A 24,888-nucleotide genomic window follows, 5' to 3' on the forward strand; every position below is an offset into this window, starting at 1 on the left:
TGGGAACTTTTATGAAACAAGACAAACCTAAAGGATGTTTGTGTTATATTCAATTAATTCACAACTTAGTGAAAACTAATTATAAGGGAGTGTAAAGTTATGGAAATTTCTAATGGTGTAGAAATGCTCCAGCTCGAATTTCACGGAAATATTATTCATCCCACTCTATTATGGGATCATGAAATGGCTGTGTTAATTGACACTGGGTTCCCTGGACAAATTGAAGATATACGAGTGGCAATGAAAAAGATAGGAGTGTCGTTCGACAAACTAAAAGTAATCATTTTGACGCATCAGGATATAGATCATATAGGTAGTCTTCCTGAGATTTTACAGGAGTGTGGAAGGAATATTAAAGTTTATGCTCACGAACTAGATAAGCCTTATATCCAGGGAGATGTACCTCTTTTGAAAGATGGGCACATAGAGAATCCGCCGAAGGGGAAAGTGAATGATACCTTGATTGACGGCCAAGAACTGTCATATTGCGGCGGAATTCGAGTCATTCATACTCCGGGGCATACCCCTGGCCATATTAGTCTATATTTGAAACAAAGTAAAACATTGGTTGCTGGGGATTCGCTGTACAGTGTAGATGGAGTAATTGGGGGAATTCATGTCCCAACAGTACTGGATTTAAAAGAGGCTCGACTCTCTTTGAAGAAATACCTAGACCTCGACATAGAATCTGTAGTTTGTTACCACGGTGGATTAACGAAAGATAATATTAATGATCAGATACAAAAAGTAATTTCAAATTAAAAGTCGAGAACTAAATCGGCGCGATTATTGAATAACATTTTATTTTACCCCCATCCAAAATTGGACGGGGGTATGCTTGTGGAAATACTTAGCATTCATTTACATTGACATTATTTTCATTAAGTACTATTATTAAATGGAAAACAAGGAAAATAAAAATATTTTTTCATTTTCCTATAGGTAGGTGATCATCTTGAAAGATAGAATTTTAAAGGTATCAATAAGTGAAGCTGAACGAAAAGGATTTCGGTTTACGATGGGGGATTTAGCAAAGCAACTAGGTATGAGTACTAAAACATTGTATAGTTATTATCCTTCAAAGGAAGAATTACTAAATGAAATGATTGATCTAGCAATTCATGAACTGAAGTTGAAAGAAAATGAAATACTGCATGATGCAACATTACATCTTGTAGAAAAACTACAAAAATGTCTTGTACTAATTCCAGCCGATTTTACATTTGCTCAGCTCCAATATTTAGAAGAGCTTCAACGATATTATCCAAAGCAATGGGAGACCGTTGATAAATTTATTCATGAACAATGGTCAGGCATCGTTACGTTAATAGATGAAGGAATTGTAACAAATAAAATACGTACCTTTCATAAAGAGATATTTATAGAAGTCTATATTGGTGGGCTTTATCGATTGATGGAACGTGCATCCCAAAACAGAGATATGATGTCACTTCAGGATACAATGCAGGAAATGGTAGACATCCTGATGCTTGGTATTCTTAAGGGTAATGTTAATGAAGAAAACTAAATGGGGGCTGTAGATGAGTAAAAGTTTAAGACTACTATTTTTAGGTACAGATTTCTTTTTTATACTTTATTGGCTTGTCACGTTTTTTCAGTTGATTCCAGAAGACTATTTATATCAGGATTATCAAAATGAATTATTAGTTATCTGGAATTGGTCGTTTTTCCCGTTAGATATTTTAATTTCAGTTACTGGTTTTATTAGTCTCTATTTATTTAAAATAAAAAATGAAAAGTGGAGAGCGTTTGCCTTAGTATCACTGACACTAACATTTTGTTCTGGATTACAGGCGATTGCTTTTTGGACAATAAAGCTTGATTTCGATCTTACGTGGTGGATACCTAATCTTTTTCTTTTACTGTATCCGTTATACTTCATACCAAAACTAATCACTTTTAAAGTTCAAAATGTCTCCATACAAGCAAAACACAACCACTAATGATCCTCCATGTGGTTGTGTTTTTTGTACTTTGTAAAATTATGTTCAATGCTTTCTTTTTTTGTTTTTGTTACACGTTCATGTGTACTGAAAGGGGACGTTTGACGATTTTTTTCGACGTCCTTTCCTTTAGTGCGTTTAACATGCATGCGTTTCTTCTTTGCGTTAGAGTGTGACATGTTACCTACCTCCAAGTGTCATTTGTAAATATAGTACCGAATACGGAAGAAAAAGTAAAACCTCGTAAGTGTTAACTTACGAGGCAGTTGTCATATGATTAGTGAGATACGTCCTGTACAGAAATACCTGTGTTTGCTTTAACATCCACTTCACGATATTTCTTATCATTTGTTTCTTTAGAAAGTAATGTTCCGATGAATCCTCCAAGGAAGCCAAGTGGTACAGAAATGATTGCTGGGTTCGTTAACGAAATTAACGGATTCCCAACGAAAATAGCTTTTCCTTCTACTGGATTCCAAAGGTTTGGTGAAACTGCTACAAGAATTAAAGCAGAGATTAAACCTGTTAACATTGCTGTAATAGCACCAGCTGTATTAAAGCGTTTCCAGTAGATTGTATAGATGATTACTGGTAGGTTAGCTGAACCTGCAATACAGAATGCGAGTGATACTAAGAACGCTACGTTTAATGTTTGTGCACCAAGTGCTAAAAGGATTGAAATAACAGCGATTGTGATCGAACCAATACGAGCGGCAAGTACTTGCTCTTTCTCTGTAATTTTTCCTTTTTTAATGATTTGACCGTAAATATCATGTGATAGGGCAGATGCACCAGAAAGTACAAGACCTGCTACTACCGCTAAAATTGTTGCGAAAGCTACCGCACATACGAATGAGAATAGAATGTCCCCACCAAGTGCTTCAGCAAGAAGTGGAGCAGCCATGTTACCAGCAGCATTTGCAGAAATAATCGCTTCTTTACCAACAAATTTCGCTGCACCGAAGCCTAAGAAGATTGTAAGAATGTAGAAAATACCTACAATCCAAGTAGCCCAAATAACTGAAGAACGTGCAGTTTTCGCATCTTTTACTGTAAAGAAGCGCATTAGGATATGTGGAAGTCCCGCTGTACCTAATACTAAAGCGATTAACATTGAAATAGTATCAACGCCATTTTGATATTTAAGACCTGGGTTCAAATAAGCTGCACCGCTATCAGTGGCAGTTTCCATTTCTTTGAACATCGTAGCAATACTAAAGCCGAACTCTTTTAATACTAAGAATGAAATAATCACAGTACCTAACATTAAAAGACAAGCTTTAATAATTTGTACCCAAGATGTTGCCGTCATACCACCGAATAGCACGTATGTCGTCATCATAAAGCCTACGATTAATACGGCAACCCAATAGTCGATCCCTAAAAGTAATTGAATAAGTGCTCCTGCACCAACTAGTTGTGCAATCATGTAGAATAAAACAATTGTAATAGTGCTTAAAGCTGCTGTTCCACGAACTTTAGCGCTATCGAAACGCGCTGTAATCATGTCAGCTAATGTAAATTTACCAAGGTTACGTAATGGCTCAGCAACGATGTATAGAACCACTAAGTAAGCTACTAAATAACCGATAGAGAAGAAGAATCCGTCAAATCCAAATAATGCAACTGCTCCGGCGATTCCTAAGAAAGATGCTGCTGATAAGTAGTCACCAGCGATGGCTAGTCCATTTTGCCAGCCTGTTAACCCACCGCCTGCAGTATAGAAGTCACTTGCAGAAGACGTTCGTTTAGATGCCCACCAAGTAATAACTAATGTTAAACCAACAATGGCTACGAAGAAGAATATGGCTGTTAAACTCATCCCGTTACTCATCGGCGGCCACCTCCATTCTCGTATTCAGCGATAATTGCCTTAGCCTCTTTATCAAAGCTATTTGCTTTTGCTACATATAAGTGACATAAGCACCAAGTCATGATGAAAAGTCCTGCTGAATATACCCACACCCAAGTAATTTCCCCAAATGCCTTTTGGTGTAGTACTTTTGTGTAAGAAGTAAGAATTGGTAGCAACATGTATGCTGCTAAGAAGATTACAGTCATTGACCAAAGAAATGAATTCTTTCTTCGCACAAGTGCTTTAAACGATTCTTGATTTGCAATCGCGTCATAGTCAATCATGATGCTCTTATTCTCTTGATTGTTCCCCATTAACATTCCCCATTTGTGTTTATTTTTACTGCTTAAAGACTTAATTTTGCTAGTTTAGTGAATTCACATCTTCATTTTATGAGGAAGTTCACAAAATTGCAATACATTTCAGAAAAATTATGAAAAAATAATTTTCTGAAAAATATTCCTGAAAGAGAATATACATGACAAAGCCAAGAAATAAAAGAGTTTTGGATAATTCTGAAAATATATGGAGTTAGGCCAATGCTAGACTTTTTAGGAGAAAAATACGGATAAAATTTATAAATGAAATTGGTTTTTTATAAAAAATAAACACTATTTACTCAGTGGAAATTAGGTTTTTTTCAAGGAGAATAATATTGCTCGATAAATAAATTGGTAAATATTTATAGTAAAAAAATTAAAAAACTCGACTTAAAACCGAGTTTTTTAACTTGATATTTTTATTAAGTTGAATAGGATGATTGATAGATATTTTTTCAATAATTTGGATGGTTGCAACCAATTAATGCGAGATATCAGAAACTGATACACCTGTGTTCGCTTTCACACGAATTTCCTTATAAATGCGATCCGCTTCTTCCTGTGGTACTTTGCTAGAAGATAGAACAGTCCCTAAATAACCAGCGATAAAGCCAAGGGGAACCGTAATGACCGCTGGTACAGCTAACGGCACGATAGGATTACCAACAAAGATTGCCGCTCCTTCCACAGGACTCCATACATTTGGTCCCATTGCACCTAATACTAAACATGATAATAAACCAGTGACCATCGCTGTAATAGCACCTGTTGAATTGAATTTTTTCCAGTAAATTGTGTAAAGAATAACCGGTAAGTTTGCCGAAGCACCGATACAAAATGCAAAGGATACTAGGAACGATACATTCAAGTTTTGCGCAAATAACGCAAGGATAATGGATACAACGGCAATAGAAATCGAGCCTGTGCGAGCTGCTACAACTTGTTGCTTTTCCGTTAATTGACCACCTTTAATAATTTCACCATAAATATCATGCGAAATTGCTGAAGCTCCTGTTAAAACTAAGCCCGAAACAACAGCTAAAATGGTTGCGAATGCTACTGCACCGATAAATGCCATTAACACATCACCGCCCAAGTAATTAGCAAGTAGTGGGGCAGCTGTGTTACCAGCTTTACTTTCAGCAAGAATTTTATCGATACCTACAAAATTTAATGCTCCAAAACCTAAGAAAATAGTTAATGAGAAGAAAATAGCTGTAATCCATGTCGTCCATGAAATAGAAGAACGTGCAGTTTTAGCATCTTTAACTGTAAAGAAGCGCATTAAAATATGAGGTAACCCAGATGTACCTAAAACAAGCGCCATCATCATCGAAACAGAATCAATAGTACTTGTATATTTAATTCCTGGCACAAGGAATTCCTCACCATGATCCGTGGCGATTGTATCAAACATTTTCATAAGAGAGAAATCAAACTTTATGAGTACTAATGTAGCTAATACGCCTGTCCCAAATAAAAGAAGGCTAGCTTTAATAATTTGCACCCAAGAAGTAGCTGTCATACCACCGAATAATACATAAGTAGTCATCATAACACCTACTATTAAAACCGCAATCCAATACTCAATACCAAACAATAATTTAATAAGAGCACCGGCACCAACTAATTGTGCGATCATATAAAGAATGACGATGATAATTGTTCCTGACGCAGCAACACCGCGTATACGTTTTTCATTAAAACGGGCAGTAAGCATATCTGCTAAAGTGTATCGACCTAAGTTACGCATTGGTTCTGCAATGACATAAAGAAGAACTAAGTTAGCTACTACATAGCCTACAGAGAAGAAGAAGCCATCGAAACCAGTTAACGCAATTGCACCGGAAACTCCGAGGAATGCCGCTGCAGATAAATAGTCACCGGCGATTGCAAAGCCATTTTGCCAACCTTTTAGACCACCGCCAGCAGTATAGAAATCAGCTGCAGAAGACGTACGCTTCGCTGCGATATAGGTTACTACAAGTGTTAAACCAACGATTGCTAAAAAGAAACCAACGGATACTAAATTCATTTAATTTCCACCTTTCGCCTGATACTCAGCTAGTATTGCTGCGGCAGCTTTATCGAATGATGCTGCTTTTTTCACATAAACTGTACAAAGAACGATAGTCATTATGAATAATCCTGCTGAATAAACCCAAACACCCGTAATATTTCCGAAGAATTTTTGTTGTAGTACAGGTTGGAAAGCAAGGATTGGTAACAAAATATAAAGTGTTAAAAAAACTGCTGTGATCGAGAAAAGAAAGGTGTTTTTCTTTTTCACGAACTTGTTGAACGATTCCATAGCTTCAATTGCATGATAGTCAACTGAATCTATATTTTTGTCCCCAGAAATGTTTGCCATTATTATTCCCCCTAAAGTTATATATTTCTGTCTTAAACGACATATTTCTTTTTCTCTCGTCGTTATATTCACTTATTTTATGGGGAAGATTCTTATAATGCAATACTAAATTTTGAGTTTTTAAAATTTTTAATCACTTTCGAATTGAGGAAATAACATAGAAATAATAAGGTTTTGCTAGAAATAATCTGTATGAGAGAGAATTGAATTGTCTCTTAGAATAATATTCCTATAATAGTTTGAGAATGATAATTTTGAATGTTGGAGAAAATTTGAACATGAAAGAGAATTTTTGAGGATTTATTATTGTTCATTCATATCGCGTATAAATCTAAAGAGTAAAAAATATTTGTTATATAACAATCATGTGATAGCACGGGAAATAATCGAAATAATAAAAAACAGCTTCGAAAAAATTCTAAAAAAGTATGAACGATCTTAAAAATTAAGGACATTAATTACCAAAATTGTACAATATACATTGGATTGTCATAAAAACTTGAAAGGATAAGCTCATATCTTGTATTGAGTAACTATAATTTATACAATAAATAACGATGGTAAATTGAAGGGAAGTGAGTAAATAAATGAAAAAGAAAAGTGTCATGCTCGTGTTGATCCTAACATTAAGTAGCATACTGTCTGCTTGCGGAAGTTATAAATTTGAACCTGAAACGAATATAGAAGTTCAAGATTTCTCGGTAACCAATCAAAAAAATGAAAAGGTTAGCCTCAATGATTTTAAAGGAAAGCCATGGTTAGCGATGTTCGTCTTTACTAATTGTAATTCTATCTGTCCGCCAATGACGTATAACATGACAGAAGTACAAAAGGCACTTCAGGATAAAGGCGTCGAAGACTATCAAATTGTCGCATTTAGTGTTGATCCTGAGGTTGATAAACCAGAAGTTTTAACGAATTATTTGAAACCGTATTCAGTGCCGGATGCAAGCAAATGGCAACTATTAACTGGCTATGATCAAAAGTTTATAGAACAGTTTGCCATGCAATCGTTTAAATCACATGTAAAAAATGATCCGAATTCTGATCAAGTTGTACATACGGGAAGGTATTACCTAGTAAATGCTGATGGGTTTGTTGTGAAGGATTATGTCGCTACAACAGATGTACCAGTTGAGACGATTGTGGCAGATATGAAGGCGTTAACGAAATAATAAAAAAACAACTTAGAGGTTGAATTAACCGCTGAGTTGTTTTTTTATGGATACTTAGTTAAGAAAGATGTAGCCGGTTGAAGATGTTTCATACTGATTAGCAAATCAAAAAGGATTAGGAAATGTTTCTTGATTATTTTTAATGCGTTTTAAAGTTTTTTACACTGACCTTTAAATGTCAATAGGAGTAAACTGTGGAAAATATTCAGTTAAAATCCGCTTGTATTTAGCTTTTCTCAGCTTCATCTTTTTTACTTCTAAGTAGCAATGCCATGAATAAAAAACTTGCTACCCAAAAGGAAAAGAAAAAATTTTCAAGTAAAGCCAAATCACCATTTTTGATAAAATCCCAAACTGTTGTAAATAAGAACATTGTGACAAAGAATGTGATATATAAGCATTTTCCGAATATAGTCAATTAAAGCACCTCTATATGTAGAATTAGTAATTTAAATAACTAGGGTCATGGGGATGGATTGACCCTAGTTAACAAATGGGGTGGCCGTGACGGTCAACTAGCGCCATAACCATATAAGTGCGTGCGATACACTCAATATTAATTTGTACAAATTAAAGTTTCTTATACATAAAAAAACACAGCGACGTCATACGTTCTTTCGGAAAGCATGCTGCTGATATTCTTTTAGACAATGAAAAATTCATAGTAGAGGTTAACCAGCGCTTTAAAAGAACGCACGCTTCAACGTTCTTCATAGCTGTTTGTCAAAAGAGAGACAACACAAAATGGATAAATTTAAATTTAAATTGAGTGAAATTTTTGGGGAGCCTACGTGCTTCCTTTTTTATTTGGTTGTTTTCTAAAAATTTGTTGCTGTTTAAAACATAAAAACAGAGTTAATCTACAAAATGCGTAAGTTCTACTTTGTTTTTTTGTTTGATATTTCGTAAATCGAATATTTAACTAAAGCATACCATTAGTTGAAGTTGAGAGCGGTTGAAAAATGCAGATTTACAGCGTTGATAAATTGTCTTTTTATACTTGTTTTTATTCACATAGCACACTTGTCGTAACTATGTTCATACAAAAAGCCACAAAACACTAATTTAACAGCATTTGTGGCTTTTGAAACTAATTTATTCTTTAGTAGCGAACCATTTATCACTTAAGTATTGAGAAAACCCGATAACAATCGTGCAACTAATGCCAATTAAAATAAATCGTATATCATTATTGGGTAAAATTTTATTTATGATAAAAATAGGAATCATTAAAATAAGTGCAAATGATATTGTAAAAAGTGTTTTTTTCAGCATTCGTGACACCAACTTTTTCGAATTTATTCTTTCATATACCTATTATACCGATTTTCGGGTTGTTTTCTCAATGGGATTAAAGCGTCCTAAAGCGTTGTTTTGGCACATTTCTTTACTTAACGTTTAAATCCGTATTTTTCTGACGAGAGCCATTTATCTTCGTTCTTATAAACAATTCGAGAATAGTTTCAACAATTATTTTATTATGTCTACTAATAGTTGAAAATGGCTGGAATTTAAAGTGTATTTTTTACCAAACATGTATAATTTTAATTTTATCTACTTATATATTATTAGAAGATTTTTAAATCATCTCTTGAAGTGATTAACGGTTTTGATAATGTAGCGAAGTCCGCAACTCTAAAATATACGACAAAAGTTGTTTATTTTAGAGTTACTTTACGTTGATAAAAAATTTTTTGAGGGGATGAAATAAATGAAAAAGCTAATTGAATTTAAAAACGTAACGAAAGAATACAAAACAGGGGAAGTTCTAATCAAAGCCCTTAATGGTGTTGATTTTTCCATATATGAGGGGGAATTCGTCGTTATATTAGGGGCAAGTGGAGCGGGTAAAAGCACGATTTTGAATATTCTTGGTGGTATGGATACAGCTAGCTCAGGTCAAGTGTTTGTTGGCAATCAAGAAATAACAAGATTGAACGAAAAAAATCTAACGGAATATCGTGCGAAGAAAATTGGTTTTGTTTTTCAATTCTATAACTTAATTCCTAATTTAAACGCTCTTGAGAATGTTGAATTTGCTACAGAAGTTTGTAAACACCCTCTAGACGCTAAAGAGATTTTACATAAAGTCGGATTAGCGGATCGTGTGAAAAATTTCCCTTCTCAGCTTTCTGGTGGAGAACAACAAAGAGTTGCTATTGCTAGAGCTGTTGCAAAAAACCCTTTACTTTTACTCTGTGATGAACCAACCGGAGCTCTGGATTATGTAACTGGGAAGTCCGTATTAAAGCTGCTACAAGATTTAAACAGAGACACGAAGAAATGCGTTATTTTAGTGACACATAATTCTGCGATTGCGCCTATGGCAGACAAAATTATTAAAGTTAAAAGCGGAGAGATCGAAAGCGTTACGATCAATAATGAAAAACAAAGTGTTGAAGGGATTGAGTGGTAAGTATGAAATTGTTTTTAAAGTTATTGAGGGACATTAAACAATCTATGGGGCAGTTTATAGCCATAACGATTGTGATTGCAGTAGGTGCTTTTTTTTATGCAGGATTAGTAACCTATAGTAATACTCTTAGTGCTTATACAAAGAATTACTTTCAAGAACATCATTTGAGTGATTTAAATGTGTATTACAGTCAACTTTTTAAAAATGATGTGACGCGTTTACGTAAAATTGAAGGCATCGATAAAATTGAAGGACGTTATACATTTGATGCTACGCAAACCTTTGAAGATGACAAAACGGTATTAAAAATTCATTCGATCCCTGAAAACAATGAAATAAATACGCCTACTATCATTGAAGGGAATCTACCCTTAAACAAGGGTGAGATTTTATTAGATTCTCGTTATGCGAAAGAGCATCAATATCGTGTTGGTGATCAAATCACAGTAAATGCAAATGACAGTAATGTTAACTTTACAATTAGTGGCTTGGGTGAGAATGTAGAACATGCAAAAAAGAACGAAATTCAAGACCATAAAACGTACGGGGTTGCATATATTGCTGAGGAAACATTACCTGAAATCTTAAATGGCTTATACTTTAATGAATTGATCGTTGATGCTAAAGAAGGGTACGATATTGACAAATTAGGTAAATCCATTAAAGCACAATCTGAAGGGCTAAGTTATTTAGATCAAGTAAAGAAGGAACGGACTTTAAATTATTCTAAAATCAATCAAACGATAGATAATAATAACTTAATGAGCAAGATTATTCCTTTAGTACTCTTTTTGATTGAGGCAATTATCCTGTTTTTGGCCATGTCGAGAACTATCGATTCTCAAAGGAATCAGGTTGGTATTATGAAAGCTTTAGGTGTGAAAAATAGCAACATTATGCTTCACTATATGGGATACCCCGTGCTGGCAAGTATACTAGGCTCAATCATGGGTTGTGCTCTGGCCGCTTTTGTTTTTATCCCTTTAGTAACAACATCGTGCGCAAGGGCCTACTCTCTGCCTGACATTAAATTCTCACTGTCTCTATTTTCAATTGTTCCACCTATTATTTTCTCAAGTGCTTTTGGCGTTCTAGCATGTTACTTCAGTAGTAGGTCTGTACTAAAAGAACGCGCAGCTCAGGCTATGCGTCCTAAACCGCCAAAGAAGATGAAAAAGCTATTAATAGAAAGAGTTCCAAGTCTTTGGGGTTCTATTTCTTACAGTTATAAACTCATATTGAGAAATATATTTTTAAATAAGCGAAAGGCTATAGCGAGTTCGATGGGGGTTGTTGTTAGCACCGTTTTACTGATCACCGCTTTTGGTACTCAAGCCTCCTTACTAAAAGTAGCTGATCAAATTGAAGAAGTTTATACCTATGATTTAAAAGTAGATTATACGATCGGTACTTCTCTTCATACGGTAAAACAACCATCCGGAATAAAAGAGAGCTACTTTTTATCCTCTTTTCCTATTGAAATCATAAAAGATAATGAAAAAGAAAGCGCAACTTTAGTTGTTACTGAGGAAGAAAACAATCTCATTCATTTCTTTGATGAAAAGGAAAATGGGCTATCTTTAGAAAATAATGGTTTACTTGTACCCAAGTCTTACGCAAATAAATACCATATTTCAAAAGGGGATACCATCAAAGTAAAGTTCACAGCGCCAGAGCTTAAAAATACTACTGTAGATATGGAGGTTTTAAATATATCTACACAATATTCGAATCCATCGTTTTATAGTACACCAGGATACTTAAAGAGATTTAACATAGATTACAATCCAACCTCAATTTTAGTTCAAGCAAATAGCTCCGCAGATCTAATGGACGTTCGTCATTTTTTTGAGCAAGATCGAACTGTAGAGACAATTGCTGATAAGAATGATCTAAAAAAATCAGCTCAATATATTGTCAAACAAAACAGTTTTGTATTTGTCATGTTCATCATAAGTGCCATCATACTCTCCTTTGGCGCCATTTATACGATATCTTCCATAAACATTTATGAAAGGAATCGGGAGCTTGCAACGCTTAAGGTATTAGGCTATCAAAAAAATAAAATAAACAGACTAATCTTTTTGGAAAACATCCTACTTACTTCATTTGCGGTCATCGTAGCCTTACCAATCAGTGGCTATGTTTATAAATTGATTGTAAAGGCTCTATCAAGTACTCATCAGCAAATCCCTGATAAATTGAATAGTTTAATCATTTTGGTTGCTGTATTTCTTTCCTTTTTACTGACGATTGTCTCTAATTTACTTCTTAGAAGAAAAGTTACGAAAATAAATATGATTGAATCGTTAAAAAGTGTAGAATAAAGCTTTTATATCAATGGAATTTAAAACATTGACTATCAGTTGGCGGTACAGGGGCCATTGGATAAATAGACTTTCCGTTCCTAAATCGCAACCTACGTCATATTTTAAACCGTAGGATGTTAAAAGGGATTATTCTACTTGTATTGGAAATTATATTGTAGCGAATCAGCTCGATTGTAGGGCTGATTTTTTATTTTGACTAACATGCAGAAAGGGAAAGGATACAAATCAAAAAGATGACATGCCAAGAAACCGCTAAAAATCATGGTTAGACAGCGTTTTCTAACATGTAATGGCTACGTTATATGCATGAACATATCATTAACTAAGGAGTAAAAGAAATAGGGAAGAGGGAATACCATATTACAACCAAAACAAGAAGACTTCTGATAATCATTGTAAAAACGTAATGGCGGAAACAGGCCATAGGGAGGTAACTCGAGAAGCGGCGCACATAGCAATGGCATGTATGGAACGCAAAATGGGTAGACAAAGATGATCAAGCATCAATTGGTGTATTTTTTCTCAGGGGAAGACTTGAAAGACTTTACGTTGACGGAAGATACCGAATGGGATTACAGACGAGTGATCTCATCACCAGAATCAAAAGTCATTATTTACTGGAGGATACGATGGTTATTTCATCTGGGTGATGCAGTACGATATATAAAAAGAATCCATTTTGACAAAAGATTGATCAAAATGGATTCTTACCTAGCAGATTTAAGTTTAGTTTTTATAAAAAAGTTTAATCACTTTCGAGGTGCCTAAAGTCTATTTTCAACTTAGCATAAATGCAATCGTGACGCCTATTACATAGCGTGAGGGTCAAAATATTATCTTTTTGGAAACGGTGCAACTTTTTAATGCATCGCGCCTTTCTTATTAAGTAAGGGTAAGCTTATTAAAAGCATAATAATCCCTATTGCTAAAAAATAGAGTGGCATCGCAAGGACTGTTCCGTTATGGAAAATGCTCATACCATAAATTGTAGCGCTGACGAGTAAATAATAACCTAAGCTAAATATCGCACCCGCAGAACCAATGACGTCTTGAAAGTCAATGAGCGCTAAGCTTAAACAGTTTGGTAAAGCGGTACCTGTACCAAATAAAATAATAAACACACTAACAATCATGGTTGGCATTTGTAATGAAATCGGTAAAAAATGTACCGATGTAGCGAGCAATGTACCGATGAGCATAATGACTAACCCGTGTACGATAATCTTCTCAGGTTTTGTGTGGCTAACGAGTCGTTTAGATAGCATCGCACCTGCAATAGAAGCGAGCGCAACGATAATGCCTAAAAAACCATACATCGCACTTGTTAGTGTAAAATATTGCGTAAAAATAAATGGTGCTTCGGTATAATAGCTAAATAATACACCGTTAATACCGCCAATTAATACGCCGTAGCGCCATAGACGCACATTTGTAATCATGCGCTTCACAATTGGTAGTATAGGCTTCATTTCGATTGTAGTAAGCGCTGTTTCAGGTAAGCGTAAAAACGCAAAGCAAAATACAATAATGCTCATAGTAACTAACACTAAAAATACGATTTTAAAGCCAAAATAATAATCTGTAAAACCACCGATTAACGGACCAATTGCAGGCGTGAAGGCAAGGGCAGCTGAAATTTGAGCAAACAATTTATGACGCTCAACACCAGAAAAACTTTCACGTAAAATTGTTTGTGTCACGACAGAGCCAACACTCGCACCAAACGCTTGAATAAAGCGTGCGACTAATAAAACCGCCATTTCATTTGCTACTAAACAAAGTACATTACCAACAAAATATAAAAACAGCCCATAAAGCATTGCCTTACGACGACCGATTTTATCGGATAAACGCCCAAAGAAAAATACCCCGAAGGCAAATGAGATAAAGTACACACTCATCGTAAGCTGTGCATCACTCATAGAAGTTTCAAACACTTCTGCGATAGAAGGTAAGGATGGGCTAAAAATCGTTTCACTAATTTGTGGGAAGCCTACTAATACGATCAGTAATAATAAGCTAGGTGTTTTGTTTCCGATGTTTTTCTTCAAAATAATCCTCTCCTAGATAATTATAGGTTTGAAAGAAAAACATCGTAGCTTGGGAAATGGTGGCTTCACGAGTTTGATTTTTTCTAAATCACTCATGAATTCACTTCCTTCTAAATTAAAGATACGTAAAAATTATATCATCCAATTACAGGTACTTCTAGTAATGAATTTATGAATAGTTAATCGTTAGCATTTTCTTTTGTACATGAAGACTCTAAAAGGGAAGAAGAAGGTAATGTTCTTTTGTTGAAGTGGGCTTTTGTGGTAATTTCGGTATATATTTAACATTAAAAGATTGATCCGAAAGTAGAAGTTACAAACTATGAGGCAGATATGCTTGCAAAGGCAAGTGAAACGATGAATGAAGAAGGTTTAGTATTTGTGAAAGAAGACTTGGCTTCTCCTTATACAGAAGAAATCGCAGTATTACAAGCATGTTTTGTGTTATTCAATATTCCGCAATCGGGTGCTGTTTTTCGCTACATGTATGGCTAGGGGAAAGAATAATGGAATTGAGCTAAAAATTGCCAAATTCAATTTTAGTATCGAGGAATTACGCTTTTAGAATTAGAATTTCCCTAACATTGTAATTCCGCATTTTCATAAACTACATCAAGTTGTAGGTGTAAAATATCGCATAAAAAAGTGCAAAATACCTCCTGAAGCAACCCGTCCTAGATTAGAACGGGTTAGCTTTATAAAATTAAATAGCTATATTGTCACTTTATATTACTTCATCTGGTGGTTGTGTCTTTCTCCACCCATAAAACTGCATATCGTCTTTTGATCATATAAATCATTTCAATTCCCACCTTTCATGTTTTTTAATTAACAAAATTAATATTGACGAATACGAAGATAATTTTCTACTTTTCTTCGGTTCTCTTCAAAGATTTTTTTCACATTTTCATTATGAAGTGCTTTCTCAAGAGAAATCTCACGTTTTGTAATAGTTATCGTGAGAGAAAAAATGTTTAATATCATTTATTATCACCTCCTTAAATTACCCTGAAAAATGAAAAAAACCGTAGAGAGACTCCCCCACGGTGAAAAAAAGGCACAAAAAATACCGCAGGGGCACACTTCTCCCTGCGGTATGGGTATGCTTAATTACAAAAAAAACTTAAGCGATCCATTCCAATCCGGTCGAATGTGTGAATTTCATTTTTACTGAAGTTGTTAATGACATCAATTTAACGATTACGATCATTTCACTCGACCTCCTTAAGAATTTTTTGTTTACTTTGTAAGTATATCTATCTTTAAGCTGTTTGTAAACATCTTTTACTAAGTTTTCCTGATTGTGTTAACGACTAGAAAAATTCTTTGCTGCTTTACATTGTTAGTTACCTGATTTTTTCGGAGGGAAAGGTGATAAAGAAAGGGGAGTGTACTTTAATACCCGCTGTTCTATTTAATATGCGTTGCATAGCTGTGTCGTAATTGACCAAAAAAATATTTGTTTTCTTTTCAAAAATTTATGAACCTAGCGTTAAAACACAAGTGAAAAATTGCAAGCCATCCAAAACAGTTTTAGGATTCAGTTCAACTTTGTTCAAAATGAGATTAATTTTTAGCAGTAAATCAATTAAAGTATAGCTTTTTTGATCAATTTTTTTATTAAACTAACAAAAATACTTGCAACACCCATTATAGTACTGTACAGTACTAATTATGACAAGAGTAAAATTAATGAATCAAAAACGTGTGATTGAAGTAGCTGCAACATTATTTTTAGAAAAAGGGTTTGCTTATACAAGCATGGATGAATTAGTTCGTGTAAGCAAAGTTTCAAAGTCTAATGTGTATTATCACTTCTCTAATAAGGAAGAATTGTTGGAAGGGGTCGTTGATTATTGGATTGAAATGTATCAATCTGCAATTGATGGCTTACTATCTCAAAACCAATTATTAGTTGAAGATCGTATCCAACTGTTTTTAAAGCAATTATCCCAAGGAGTTCAGACGAGAGAATATAAGGGGAGCTGTCCATTTATTACGCTTTATATTCAAAGCCCTACAAATGCCACAAAAGTAAAAGAAAAAATAGGTCTTTTTTTTGTAGGATTACAAACGAAAGTTTCTCTATTACTTAAACAAGGGATAGAGAATGGAGAATTTAGAAAGACAATTAATATTGACGAGGTTGCATCTCTTTTTATTACAAATCTTGAAGGAGCGCTATTTATTTCAGAAACACTGAAGGATGCAACTGTAATCATGACAACAGCAGATCAATTTTTTAACTTGCTTCGATAAAAGAAGCATTTTTTTTACATCAAATTAGTACTGAATAGTACTAAAAGGAGGATTTATATGAGAACAGTATTTTTAACTGGTGGAACAGGTTTTATTGGAAAGCAATTAGTGAAGGAATTAGCCAAAGAGCATGTTACAATTCTTCTATTAGTGAGATCGAAAAGTAAAGCAACACGCATTTATCAAGAAAGAGGCATCTTAAAAGAGGCAGTTATGCACTTTATTGAAGGTGATTTGACGAAAATAGACTTAGGTCTAAGTGCTGAAGATAAGGAGAGGGTATTGAAAACGGATGTGATTATTCACGCAGGAGGCCCCATGGATATTCAAGCGACAAGCAAAGAGGCAGCTTCCGTATTTTTGAATGGTGCCCAACATATTAGTGAATTGGCTAAAAAAATTCATCAATTGAAGGGATTGCAACAATTTATTCATGTTGTAGGCTATATGAGTCCCTTTGATGATAAAAATAGCAAGATTGCGATAGATGTGTTTAAAGAAGGAAACAATTTTTTGAAAATAAAAAATCCATATGAGAGAACAAAGTTTTTAGCAGATCTTTATATCCGTCAGCAGGCATCAACAGTAGGTTATCCGCTTTCAGTAATTAATCCACCAACTGTAGTTGGTAGTAGTAAAACAGGGAGTACGGAGCAAACAGTAGGCTTAGGCTTGCTTGTGATGAGTATGCGCAAAGGGATCTTGCCAGTGATCCCTGGGGGTAAGAAATATAGATTACCACTTATTGCAAACGATGAACTAGCAAAGTTTATTGTGCAGGTTTTCAGATTGGAGCAACCAACTATACAAACATATACACTTGTTGAAGATAAACAACATGATCAAAATATTTCAGAATTATTAGATGCTATGTCAGAAAGTATGAATATGACTGCACCTAAAATTTCTGCCCCATTGCCATTTATGAAAGCACTTATGAATAGTGGCGTAAGCAAAATAACCCAAATTCCTGCTGATGGGCTGACCTTTATTACAAATCGAACATTTTCAAATGGTTCAGCGAAAAAGATTATGGGAGAAGATTGGTTTAAGGAGACAAATGTAATGAAATTTTTCCCAGCCGTAATAGCTGATCTGGATTATCGCATGATGTATCAAAATGGCCAGCACAGTCATTTATTTAAACGAACATTATGTAATAATACTACCATTTACCAATCACAAGGAGAGGGTAAACCGTTTATTTTATTACATGGTTTATTAAGTGATGGAGAGGATTTATTTCCTTTAGGGAAAGAGCTTCATGAAAAAACGGGTCGACCTGTATGGATCATGGACCTTCCAGGTTTGGGACGTTCTCCTTTTAAACGAGAGAAAAATCTTTTAAATATCTATTTAAATGTATTGAAAAAGTTATTGGAGAAAGCTAATAATGGTGCCCATCTAATTGGCCATTCATTTGGTGCGTATATTCTTTTGGAAGCATTAGTACAAAAGTACATAGATAAGAAGTATACAATTACTTTACTTCAGCCACCTGTTGCTAAAAAAAATGCTAAATCGATAAATGTTCCTCAATTTATGAACAAATGGACATTGAAATTGGCAACTACTAATTTGATAGAGCGTTATTTATTAAGTAATGGTTTATTTGAAAGTACTGAGAGTATCCCTGAACATTATATTGAAAAAATAAGTAACAGTTTTACTTCTCCTAGAATTTTAAATACTACGGTTCAGCTTAACAGTTTACTATTGAAAAACGTTCAAGGTGATTTCAATGAAGTAACAAAATATAATCTTCGCATTATTTGGGGGGATTATGACAGAGGCTATTCTGCTCCTTCGCATCTTGGTAAGGTTGATTTTGTTCCATATGGTCATCATTTTCCTCTTAACCATCCGAGTGAAACGGCTAATTTGGTAATAAAAAATAGTAGTACTAGCAGATGAGAGTATGGGATAAATAAAAAGCGTGTAGTAAGATTGTTGTGTCTTTTAAATAAAGTCGTACTGTTTGAAAAAAAGATTGTCTACATGAACGCTGGATATATTTACTTAAGAATCTAACAGCTAATCAATTACAGCGTACATATCAGTATCCTGGGGTAGTAAAAATGAGAATTGAACAAAGTCTTGCTACTTACGAATGATATGTAATCACCTTGTGGAGAAATTACTTAAACTCCCATGAAAGAACGTAATAATCTTTCATAAAACAAACAGATTATTTAATGTTGCATGTAGTCGAGCTATTAAATCTTTAGTGCTGATTATTTATACAGCCAACCAGCAAAAAGTAAAAAAGTTTTTTATAGAAAATGAATTTGCAAAAGAAGATGAGATCTTGCTTCTATAAAAACGAATGTTTAGTATCCTTTTTACAGGTAGAAGTGAAAATTGCTGATAAAAAAGTATACACCTAACCAGTTGTCGAAATTTAATTGACGACTGGTTATTTAGTATTGTTCTTCAGAAAAAATGTTGTTTATTATAAGTAGTTAATCATACAATTATTTCCATTGAATGAATAAAAACTTTATGGATGCCTATATAGAATGATTAGTTTTTTATAGATAGGTGGGGAGTATGATATGAAAACTAACGACATCGTAATTAACAAAATAATTAATTGGTTAGAGGCTGAGGATAAATCTTATGAATGGCTAGCTGAACAATTAGATGTAAGTAAAGGACTTGTAGGATTTAAAAGGAGATTGTACTTTAAAATCGGAACGTATTGAACAATTTGCTAGGATAATGAGGATTACGACAAAAGAATTGGTTCATATAGATGCAATAATAGAAGACCAAAGGAAGATCACAACACACATTTAATTACTCTAAATATTTAGGGTATCTTTAAGGTTATTGCTTTAGTGTTGTTTTTCCTTGGACTTACGCTATGGCAAGCAGTTTTAAGTGATATCGGGGCTGCATTATATGTATTAAAAGAAAAAGAAGTCCAAAACTAAAGGTTTAAAATCAAGGGAAAATATTTTATTTTTAAGGACAGAAAGAATTTTGAAGCTAGAAATTAAATGATAAAGACTCATGTGAATTTTGGTGTCTAAAACTATTTGTCTCATCTGACCTTTTACAACACGTTTTGTCTCACTGTTATTAGTATACTTTTCATTGAAACATAACTTCCTATAATTTATATTATGTAAACTAAAATTATTTGGCGTGGAGGGGGGCTTAGATACGTCAACTACCCATAATATCTGTACTTTTCGACTTGTAATTCTGAAGTTCCTAATAATTTTCATGTGAACGATAACTCTCCTTTTTTACGATAATGGGATAATTTTGTACAGATAATAATTATTGTTTAATACGATATCTTGGAGGTTTTATACTTGCAACTACACGCTGCCATTGACGAATTTGTATTGTATATTGAGATTGAAAAAAATTACTCGGAAAATACGTTACGAGTTATGAATACGATTTACAGCTCTTCTTAACCTTTTTAACGGACCATGGCTGTTCAACCTTTTAAATGAGATTACCAAGACCCAAGTACGTCGCTTTATCCAATATCTATTAGGATCTTTAAAACAAAAACCTCGTTCGGTGAACCGAAAAATTTCTTCCTTAAAATCGTTCGCCAAATATTGTTTAATAGAACGATACCTTGCTAATGATTTTACGCACGGGATTGAATCGCCAAAGACCGATGATAAACTTCCTGTGTATATGACATTAACGGATCTAAAGCAGCTATTTGACTATCTAGAACGCGCCAAATCGCGTTTTTCGATGCGGAATGAGCTCATGTTTAAATTATTAGCAACAACAGGTATAAGACGTTCTGAACTTGTTTCATTAACATGGGAACAAGTTGATCTGGTAAATGAAACGATTCGAATTGATGGAAAAGGGAAAAAAGAACGGATATTGCCCCTTCATCCACACTTAATACCGCTTCTGGCATCCTATAAAGCCTCTTTAAGATCATATCAAATTTATCCAACAGAACCTGTTTTTCTAAATAAAAATCGTAAAGCATTAGATCCGCGGGGTTTACATGTCATTTTTAAAGATGTATTGAAAAAAGCAGGCCTTCCACCTACCCGCTTCTCGCTACATCACTTACGGCATACTTTTGCAACATTGATGTTACAGCAAAATAAAGAAAACGTTGATTTACGAACACTGCAAGAATTACTTGGCCATGAAAGTATTACATCAACTCAAATCTATACACATGTTGAGTTTGAATAGAAAGTGATTCTTTTTGAACATTTCGATTTCTTGTTCTTTAAGAAAGAAGCAACTACCCGTAATTGGGTAGTTATTTTTTATTTGAAAAATCGTAACCGTTCAAATAATTTGGATAGATAGACTGATAATGATTAGTTGTTAACTGCGGTTGATAAGCATAATTCATATTTGTTGTCGGCATTGTAAAACCTTCTGATTGAAACCCGACTTGTTGACGATAAGAATAAGGGTTTCAATCAGGTGTCTGAATCGGTGATGTTACATTTTTACCTTCTATTGAAGGATTAATATATGGATTATTTGTCAATTAAAAATGGCGTTTTTTTAATTGATTGTTGTTTTTGTTGCCCTTTTTAAATATAATATTCGTGTTTATTTAATTATTGAAGTGTTCAGACTGTGGATGAATAGCACTTTCACCACTTAAATACGAATGTTTTGGATTATTCAATACACTATAGTTCGCTATATTGCTCAAGACGCCCTTTCATTTAACGCTATGAAACGTATCGAGATTAAGTAACACGTACCGTTGCCCATTCCGATCGCTCTCACAGGGCACAATAAAAGTATTTCGCGTTTCCTTATTTTACATAATCCAGGGTGAACACCTCATTGATTTTCTAAAACTATAGATTGCAGCTTTTCCTTATTCCTTCAATATTTGTATGTATTAAATAACTCATAAGCAATATATAATACTATCCTTATTTCGGTTTCACTTTGTCTTCTATTAGATTTTGCAAGATCATACTCAACTTTTTTTTCAAGATACTTATTATCGAAATTTAAAGTGTCAAATTTAAAGATAAGACTTGGTGTATTCTTCCAAGTCTTCAGTAATCTTTTTCTTTGATGTTGCTACCAACTAATTTGACTAAACTATCCGCAAAATCATTTCATGCTAATAAAAAAGGCAAGCCTCCCATCTACCCGCTTCACGTTGCATCACTTACGGCATAATATCCCCTTTTCTTAGCCGTTAAGTGCTTAGCAAAAGGGATATTATTGTTTATAAAAATGCTTATTGGATTCGTTAAATATGTTAGCGCTTATATTCGGGCTGTTCTAAAATAATCGGATTCGGATTGCTAAGTACCCATTGCACTGCCAACTCGCATAGTCTCGCAGGTTCCACATCTCCATCGCCATTGTGAAGTTCTTTCGCTAAAGTGATAGACTCCTGAATTTCAGCTGGATGTAATGGCGTACCTAAGCTAATGTAATGGTTCAAACTTTTGAGCATTTTACGAAAATCATTATCCCAGTTGATGCCGCCGTTATCTAAAATTTCGTATGAGACTTTACCAGTAATACGAATAACCTCTCCTTGTACAGTTTGCGCATGTCCTTGCGAAGGAATTAGTAAATTCCAAAGTTCATTATGTTGCGCGTGCCAGCCCTTTGTACATACTGTTATTGGAGACGTACCATCATGCGTTTTTCGCTTCTCTACTGGTGGAACCTCAAATAGCTCATAAAGCCGGGAAAGTGCCTCATCCGTTTCGTTCAAATATTCTTTATTAAAACCTTCTCTGTGAAATTCGAAGTCTTTTCCAATTCGCTTAATAGAATTTTTCATTTCCGGCGTTACAGCTATGCCCGCGCTCAGAAAAATCTCAGAAATTTCCACTAGTTCAACAATATTTATATTTCTACATACTGCTAAAGCTTTGTCCAAAGGCGTCTCATTCATCATATTTACCGCGCTAATATTTGCGCCTTTAGAAACCAATGTGCGCACCGCATTTGGTCTGAAAAAAGCAGCCGCAGCAAATAAAGGTGTTTCGTTTTGATAATCCAAGGCTTCTATATCTGCACCTAACTCAAGAAGCAATTCAATATTCCCCCGCCAACTTATTGCCTGATTATGTAAAGCCGATCTTTTGTAATTGTCTCTCGCATTTATATTTGCCCCCTGTTCCACGAGCCAGCGAACCAATTCTTCCGGTACATTGAAAAAGCTTAAGGCTGTTGTTTTACTATAACCACCATAGGCATCTAGCTCGCACTTTGTAAATACCTCTTGTAATACCGCAATATCACCTGCTTCAATTAGTTCATTAAAATTTTTAGGTAACGTTTTTCTCTTCCTCGCCATATGTATTTTCGCTCCTTAAATTAGATTTTGAATATAGTTCATCACGTCATTTACCATATACATACCAATCTATATTTTACCATGTTAAAATTTCTTTGCTAAGAGAGTTTACAGTTAATTAAGAAAAGATGAAAATTCATATAGTTTAAATAGCTCTGTAAGTTCTAAACCATTTTGTTCTATATAGGGGTCTCGTCAGATTTATGCGGATTTACAACGTTAAGAAATATACACGATTTTATGCAAAGTGAAGAACAAACCAAACAAGTAAAAATACTGATACTTCAACCGTTTATGCCACCTGTATAAAAAGACGTATAAACAATGTTCATAAGAAAAGCCACGAAACGTTAATTTAACAACATTTCGTGGCTTTTTGGTGTGTTTCCAAACTTTTGTTTGGCAACGTTATTTTGTATGTGATTGTATAGCTTAAATAAACGTATCAATCGAACTTGATGTAGGCTTTACTCGCTGTTGTGCTTCTGCTTTTAAAGCATTGATTGTTTATTTTATCCGACTTTAGATTGAATGTTTTTAGTGTTCTTTTTTAATCCCGTTGCAATCCCAATCATACTAATTGTTATTGCAAGAGAAGACCAATTGAAAGTGCCTAACTTAACTAAATCATAAGTAAAAGTGATAATAGCAAGAACTGCGATAGTGTAATAAAAGTAAAGTAATAATTTCATAAGAAATACCTCATATATTAATATAATCCTACATATTGTAACATTATTCCTTTTTTGTTTCTATATCAGTCAAATAATTTCTAAACAAGTTCCAAAACGTCGTTTAGAAAGCTTTCTTCGTAGAGTCACCAAAGTCTGACTGGGGAACGTTATTAGGTTTATTTATGTATAAGTTATTAAATCCTAGTTGCACCAAAGACTCCGATAGATTAATAAGTCTTTAGTTTTGTCCCCATTTATTTTCGAAAATAAGATGTTCTAAAGAACGTCTTTTTTCCCAATTAGCTAACTCTAAAATGGGCTTTTCTGGGTAATTTTCAGTATAACCGATTGATATAAGAGCAATGGGATCGATGTGTGGTGGTATTTCTAAAATGTCTCTAATATCATTCTTTTTATAAAAACTTACCCACCCCATCGCAAGTCCTTCAGCACAAGCTGCTAACCACATATTTTGAATAGCACAGGCTAGTGATAAAATATCTGTTTCAGGAATTGAATTTCGTCCTAATACATGGGAACCTCCTCTTGTAGGGTCACATGTAACACAAATAGTTATAGGAGCTTCTTTTAAACCCTCAATTTTTAAATCAAGGAATTTCATTTTTTTCTCCCCATCATAATGAATAGCTAATGCTCGGCTTTCTTTTTCTGCTGCCCAAGCCAATTTTTCTTTAATTTCGTCAGTGGAAATCAAAATAAAGTTCCAAGGTTGCATAAATCCTACTGAAGGTGCATGATGAGCTGCATTTAATATTCTATGTATAATGTTTTCAGGGATAGGAGTTGATAAAAAACTTCGAATATCTCTCCTATTATAAATAACTTTATAAATAGACTCTCTTTCTTCATTAGAAAACATAAATTTCTCCCCTTTTCTTTACAAATGTTTATTTTAAATATTAACTGATTTTTCATTATTCTGCCACGTAAGTTGAAGTAAAAATGCACCAAAAAGCGTGGTTTGGGTGTGTTTGTCCTTATCGTTGTATCCGCATAAATCTGACTCCACCTCTTCTTAATTCGGATTAACATTCGTCAAATCGATTACCATATTTCCGTTCAGTTTCATATATGGATAATTGCACCATTAATGATAGACCGGTTTAAAGACACCTTTTGCAGATTTCACAATTGCCTTTGGCTGCTGAATCGATAGTCCT

At 34.2% G+C, this 24,888-nt stretch carries 22 protein-coding genes; 11 read left to right on the plus strand and 11 right to left on the minus strand.

The features are described from left to right. The first annotated feature begins 99 nt into the window (after positions 1–99). From MOK21_RS14495 to MOK21_RS14505, 3 genes are all read left to right on the plus strand, one after another. A complete protein-coding gene (locus tag MOK21_RS14495; protein WP_249074694.1) occupies positions 100–762 on the plus strand; it encodes an MBL fold metallo-hydrolase in 663 nt (220 codons plus the stop codon). A gap of 193 nt (positions 763–955) precedes the next feature. Further along, positions 956–1,528: a TetR/AcrR family transcriptional regulator gene (locus tag MOK21_RS14500; protein ID WP_249074695.1), complete on the plus strand. Its 573-nt coding sequence runs from the start codon at positions 956–958 to the stop codon at positions 1,526–1,528. A gap of 13 nt (positions 1,529–1,541) precedes the next feature. Beyond that, entirely contained in the window at positions 1,542–1,964 is a 423-nt protein-coding gene (locus tag MOK21_RS14505) for a DUF5360 family protein (RefSeq protein ID WP_249074696.1), read from the plus strand. On the opposite strand, the gene MOK21_RS14510 is transcribed toward MOK21_RS14505, so the two are convergent. The 5 genes from MOK21_RS14510 to MOK21_RS14530 all read right to left on the minus strand — a co-directional run bounded on the left by MOK21_RS14510 (position 1,961) and on the right by MOK21_RS14530 (position 6,510). Further along, positions 1,961–2,143: a hypothetical protein gene (locus MOK21_RS14510; protein ID WP_249074697.1), complete on the minus strand. Its 183-nt coding sequence runs from the start codon at positions 2,141–2,143 to the stop codon at positions 1,961–1,963. The two genes, MOK21_RS14505 and MOK21_RS14510, sit on opposite strands and share 4 nt — an antisense overlap. Before the next feature lie 98 nt (positions 2,144–2,241). Further along, positions 2,242–3,786 (minus strand): solute symporter family protein, encoded by a 1,545-nt coding sequence (locus MOK21_RS14515; RefSeq protein WP_249074732.1) that lies wholly within the window; start codon positions 3,784–3,786, stop codon positions 2,242–2,244. Positions 3,787–3,794: 8 nt separating this feature from the next. Beyond that, positions 3,795–4,133, minus strand: coding sequence for a DUF485 domain-containing protein (locus tag MOK21_RS14520; protein ID WP_249074698.1), 339 nt, complete (start codon positions 4,131–4,133; stop codon positions 3,795–3,797). A gap of 487 nt (positions 4,134–4,620) precedes the next feature. Continuing rightward, complete coding sequence (locus MOK21_RS14525; protein ID WP_249074699.1) at positions 4,621–6,174, minus strand: solute symporter family protein; 1,554 nt, start codon at positions 6,172–6,174, stop codon at positions 4,621–4,623. Further along, positions 6,175–6,510, minus strand: coding sequence for a DUF485 domain-containing protein (locus MOK21_RS14530; protein WP_249074700.1), 336 nt, complete (start codon positions 6,508–6,510; stop codon positions 6,175–6,177). Between the two features lie 587 nt (positions 6,511–7,097). Here MOK21_RS14530 and MOK21_RS14535 point away from each other — a divergent pair. Next, entirely contained in the window at positions 7,098–7,685 is a 588-nt protein-coding gene (locus tag MOK21_RS14535) for an SCO family protein (protein WP_249074701.1), read from the plus strand. A 226-nt stretch (positions 7,686–7,911) separates the two neighbouring features. Here the strand turns inward: MOK21_RS14535 and MOK21_RS14540 are convergent, their stop codons facing one another. Then, positions 7,912–8,103 carry an RNA polymerase subunit sigma gene (locus MOK21_RS14540; RefSeq protein ID WP_249074702.1) on the minus strand — a complete coding sequence of 64 codons (192 nt, stop codon included), beginning with the start codon at positions 8,101–8,103 and terminating at the stop codon, positions 7,912–7,914. Between the two features lie 1,293 nt (positions 8,104–9,396). Here MOK21_RS14540 and MOK21_RS14545 point away from each other — a divergent pair. Beyond that, the gene (locus MOK21_RS14545) at positions 9,397–10,101 is read left to right on the plus strand and encodes an ABC transporter ATP-binding protein (RefSeq protein ID WP_249074703.1); all 705 of its coding nucleotides are present in this window, start codon (positions 9,397–9,399) and stop codon (positions 10,099–10,101) included. A gap of 2 nt (positions 10,102–10,103) precedes the next feature. Further along, a complete protein-coding gene (locus tag MOK21_RS14550; RefSeq protein WP_249074704.1) occupies positions 10,104–12,428 on the plus strand; it encodes an ABC transporter permease in 2,325 nt (774 codons plus the stop codon). An 863-nt stretch (positions 12,429–13,291) separates the two neighbouring features. On the opposite strand, the gene MOK21_RS14555 is transcribed toward MOK21_RS14550, so the two are convergent. Then, on the minus strand, positions 13,292–14,482 hold the full coding sequence (locus tag MOK21_RS14555; RefSeq protein ID WP_249074705.1) for a multidrug effflux MFS transporter: 1,191 nt from the start codon (positions 14,480–14,482) through the stop codon (positions 13,292–13,294). A gap of 333 nt (positions 14,483–14,815) precedes the next feature. Here MOK21_RS14555 and MOK21_RS14560 point away from each other — a divergent pair, with 333 nt between their 5' ends. Then, positions 14,816–14,977: a hypothetical protein gene (locus tag MOK21_RS14560; protein WP_249074706.1), complete on the plus strand. Its 162-nt coding sequence runs from the start codon at positions 14,816–14,818 to the stop codon at positions 14,975–14,977. 342 nt (positions 14,978–15,319) lie between these two features. Here the strand turns inward: MOK21_RS14560 and MOK21_RS14565 are convergent, their stop codons facing one another. Continuing rightward, the gene (locus MOK21_RS14565) at positions 15,320–15,466 is read right to left on the minus strand and encodes a YrzI family small protein (RefSeq protein ID WP_249074707.1); all 147 of its coding nucleotides are present in this window, start codon (positions 15,464–15,466) and stop codon (positions 15,320–15,322) included. Between the two features lie 708 nt (positions 15,467–16,174). Between MOK21_RS14565 and MOK21_RS14570 the strand changes: the two genes are divergently transcribed. From MOK21_RS14570 to MOK21_RS14585, 4 genes are all read left to right on the plus strand, one after another. Continuing rightward, positions 16,175–16,741, plus strand: coding sequence for a TetR/AcrR family transcriptional regulator (locus tag MOK21_RS14570; protein ID WP_249074708.1), 567 nt, complete (start codon positions 16,175–16,177; stop codon positions 16,739–16,741). A 57-nt stretch (positions 16,742–16,798) separates the two neighbouring features. Next, a complete protein-coding gene (locus MOK21_RS14575) occupies positions 16,799–18,655 on the plus strand; it encodes an alpha/beta fold hydrolase (RefSeq protein WP_249074709.1) in 1,857 nt (618 codons plus the stop codon). Positions 18,656–19,296: 641 nt separating this feature from the next. Continuing rightward, the gene (locus MOK21_RS14580; RefSeq protein WP_249074710.1) at positions 19,297–19,446 is read left to right on the plus strand and encodes a hypothetical protein; all 150 of its coding nucleotides are present in this window, start codon (positions 19,297–19,299) and stop codon (positions 19,444–19,446) included. 958 nt (positions 19,447–20,404) lie between these two features. Next, positions 20,405–20,932, plus strand: coding sequence for a tyrosine-type recombinase/integrase (locus MOK21_RS14585; RefSeq protein ID WP_249074733.1), 528 nt, complete (start codon positions 20,405–20,407; stop codon positions 20,930–20,932). Between the two features lie 1,045 nt (positions 20,933–21,977). Here the strand turns inward: MOK21_RS14585 and MOK21_RS14590 are convergent. The 3 genes from MOK21_RS14590 to bluB form a co-directional block, all read right to left on the minus strand. Beyond that, entirely contained in the window at positions 21,978–23,033 is a 1,056-nt protein-coding gene (locus MOK21_RS14590; RefSeq protein ID WP_249074711.1) for an ankyrin repeat domain-containing protein, read from the minus strand. A 512-nt stretch (positions 23,034–23,545) separates the two neighbouring features. Next, positions 23,546–23,725, minus strand: coding sequence for a hypothetical protein (locus MOK21_RS14595; RefSeq protein WP_249074712.1), 180 nt, complete (start codon positions 23,723–23,725; stop codon positions 23,546–23,548). Positions 23,726–23,945: 220 nt separating this feature from the next. Then, positions 23,946–24,587, minus strand: coding sequence for a 5,6-dimethylbenzimidazole synthase (gene bluB, locus MOK21_RS14600; protein WP_249074713.1), 642 nt, complete (start codon positions 24,585–24,587; stop codon positions 23,946–23,948). Positions 24,588–24,888 lie beyond the last annotated feature (301 nt).

The organism is Lysinibacillus sp. BPa_S21 (genome assembly GCF_023337795.1).
In the GTDB taxonomy this organism is placed as follows: domain Bacteria; phylum Bacillota; class Bacilli; order Bacillales_A; family Planococcaceae; genus Lysinibacillus.

What these genes read in the sequence shown, in the direction of transcription:
- MOK21_RS14530 (WP_249074700.1), bottom strand. Translation starts at nt 6,510, where the DNA reads ATGGCAAACATTTCTGGGGACAAAAATATAGATTCAGTTGACTATCAT.
- MOK21_RS14545 (WP_249074703.1), top strand. Translation starts at nt 9,397, where the DNA reads ATGAAAAAGCTAATTGAATTTAAAAACGTAACGAAAGAATACAAAACA.
- bluB (WP_249074713.1), bottom strand. Translation starts at nt 24,587, where the DNA reads ATGTTTTCTAATGAAGAAAGAGAGTCTATTTATAAAGTTATTTATAAT.
- MOK21_RS14570 (WP_249074708.1), top strand. Translation starts at nt 16,175, where the DNA reads ATGAATCAAAAACGTGTGATTGAAGTAGCTGCAACATTATTTTTAGAA.
- MOK21_RS14495 (WP_249074694.1), top strand. Translation starts at nt 100, where the DNA reads ATGGAAATTTCTAATGGTGTAGAAATGCTCCAGCTCGAATTTCACGGA.
- MOK21_RS14560 (WP_249074706.1), top strand. Translation starts at nt 14,816, where the DNA reads ATGCTTGCAAAGGCAAGTGAAACGATGAATGAAGAAGGTTTAGTATTT.
- MOK21_RS14550 (WP_249074704.1), top strand. Translation starts at nt 10,104, where the DNA reads ATGAAATTGTTTTTAAAGTTATTGAGGGACATTAAACAATCTATGGGG.
- MOK21_RS14575 (WP_249074709.1), top strand. Translation starts at nt 16,799, where the DNA reads ATGAGAACAGTATTTTTAACTGGTGGAACAGGTTTTATTGGAAAGCAA.
- MOK21_RS14590 (WP_249074711.1), bottom strand. Translation starts at nt 23,033, where the DNA reads ATGGCGAGGAAGAGAAAAACGTTACCTAAAAATTTTAATGAACTAATT.
- MOK21_RS14595 (WP_249074712.1), bottom strand. Translation starts at nt 23,725, where the DNA reads ATGAAATTATTACTTTACTTTTATTACACTATCGCAGTTCTTGCTATT.
- MOK21_RS14510 (WP_249074697.1), bottom strand. Translation starts at nt 2,143, where the DNA reads ATGTCACACTCTAACGCAAAGAAGAAACGCATGCATGTTAAACGCACT.
- MOK21_RS14520 (WP_249074698.1), bottom strand. Translation starts at nt 4,133, where the DNA reads ATGGGGAACAATCAAGAGAATAAGAGCATCATGATTGACTATGACGCG.
- MOK21_RS14565 (WP_249074707.1), bottom strand. Translation starts at nt 15,466, where the DNA reads ATGATATTAAACATTTTTTCTCTCACGATAACTATTACAAAACGTGAG.
- MOK21_RS14525 (WP_249074699.1), bottom strand. Translation starts at nt 6,174, where the DNA reads ATGAATTTAGTATCCGTTGGTTTCTTTTTAGCAATCGTTGGTTTAACA.
- MOK21_RS14505 (WP_249074696.1), top strand. Translation starts at nt 1,542, where the DNA reads ATGAGTAAAAGTTTAAGACTACTATTTTTAGGTACAGATTTCTTTTTT.
- MOK21_RS14515 (WP_249074732.1), bottom strand. Translation starts at nt 3,786, where the DNA reads ATGAGTTTAACAGCCATATTCTTCTTCGTAGCCATTGTTGGTTTAACA.
- MOK21_RS14585 (WP_249074733.1), top strand. Translation starts at nt 20,405, where the DNA reads ATGACATTAACGGATCTAAAGCAGCTATTTGACTATCTAGAACGCGCC.
- MOK21_RS14580 (WP_249074710.1), top strand. Translation starts at nt 19,297, where the DNA reads ATGAAAACTAACGACATCGTAATTAACAAAATAATTAATTGGTTAGAG.
- MOK21_RS14535 (WP_249074701.1), top strand. Translation starts at nt 7,098, where the DNA reads ATGAAAAAGAAAAGTGTCATGCTCGTGTTGATCCTAACATTAAGTAGC.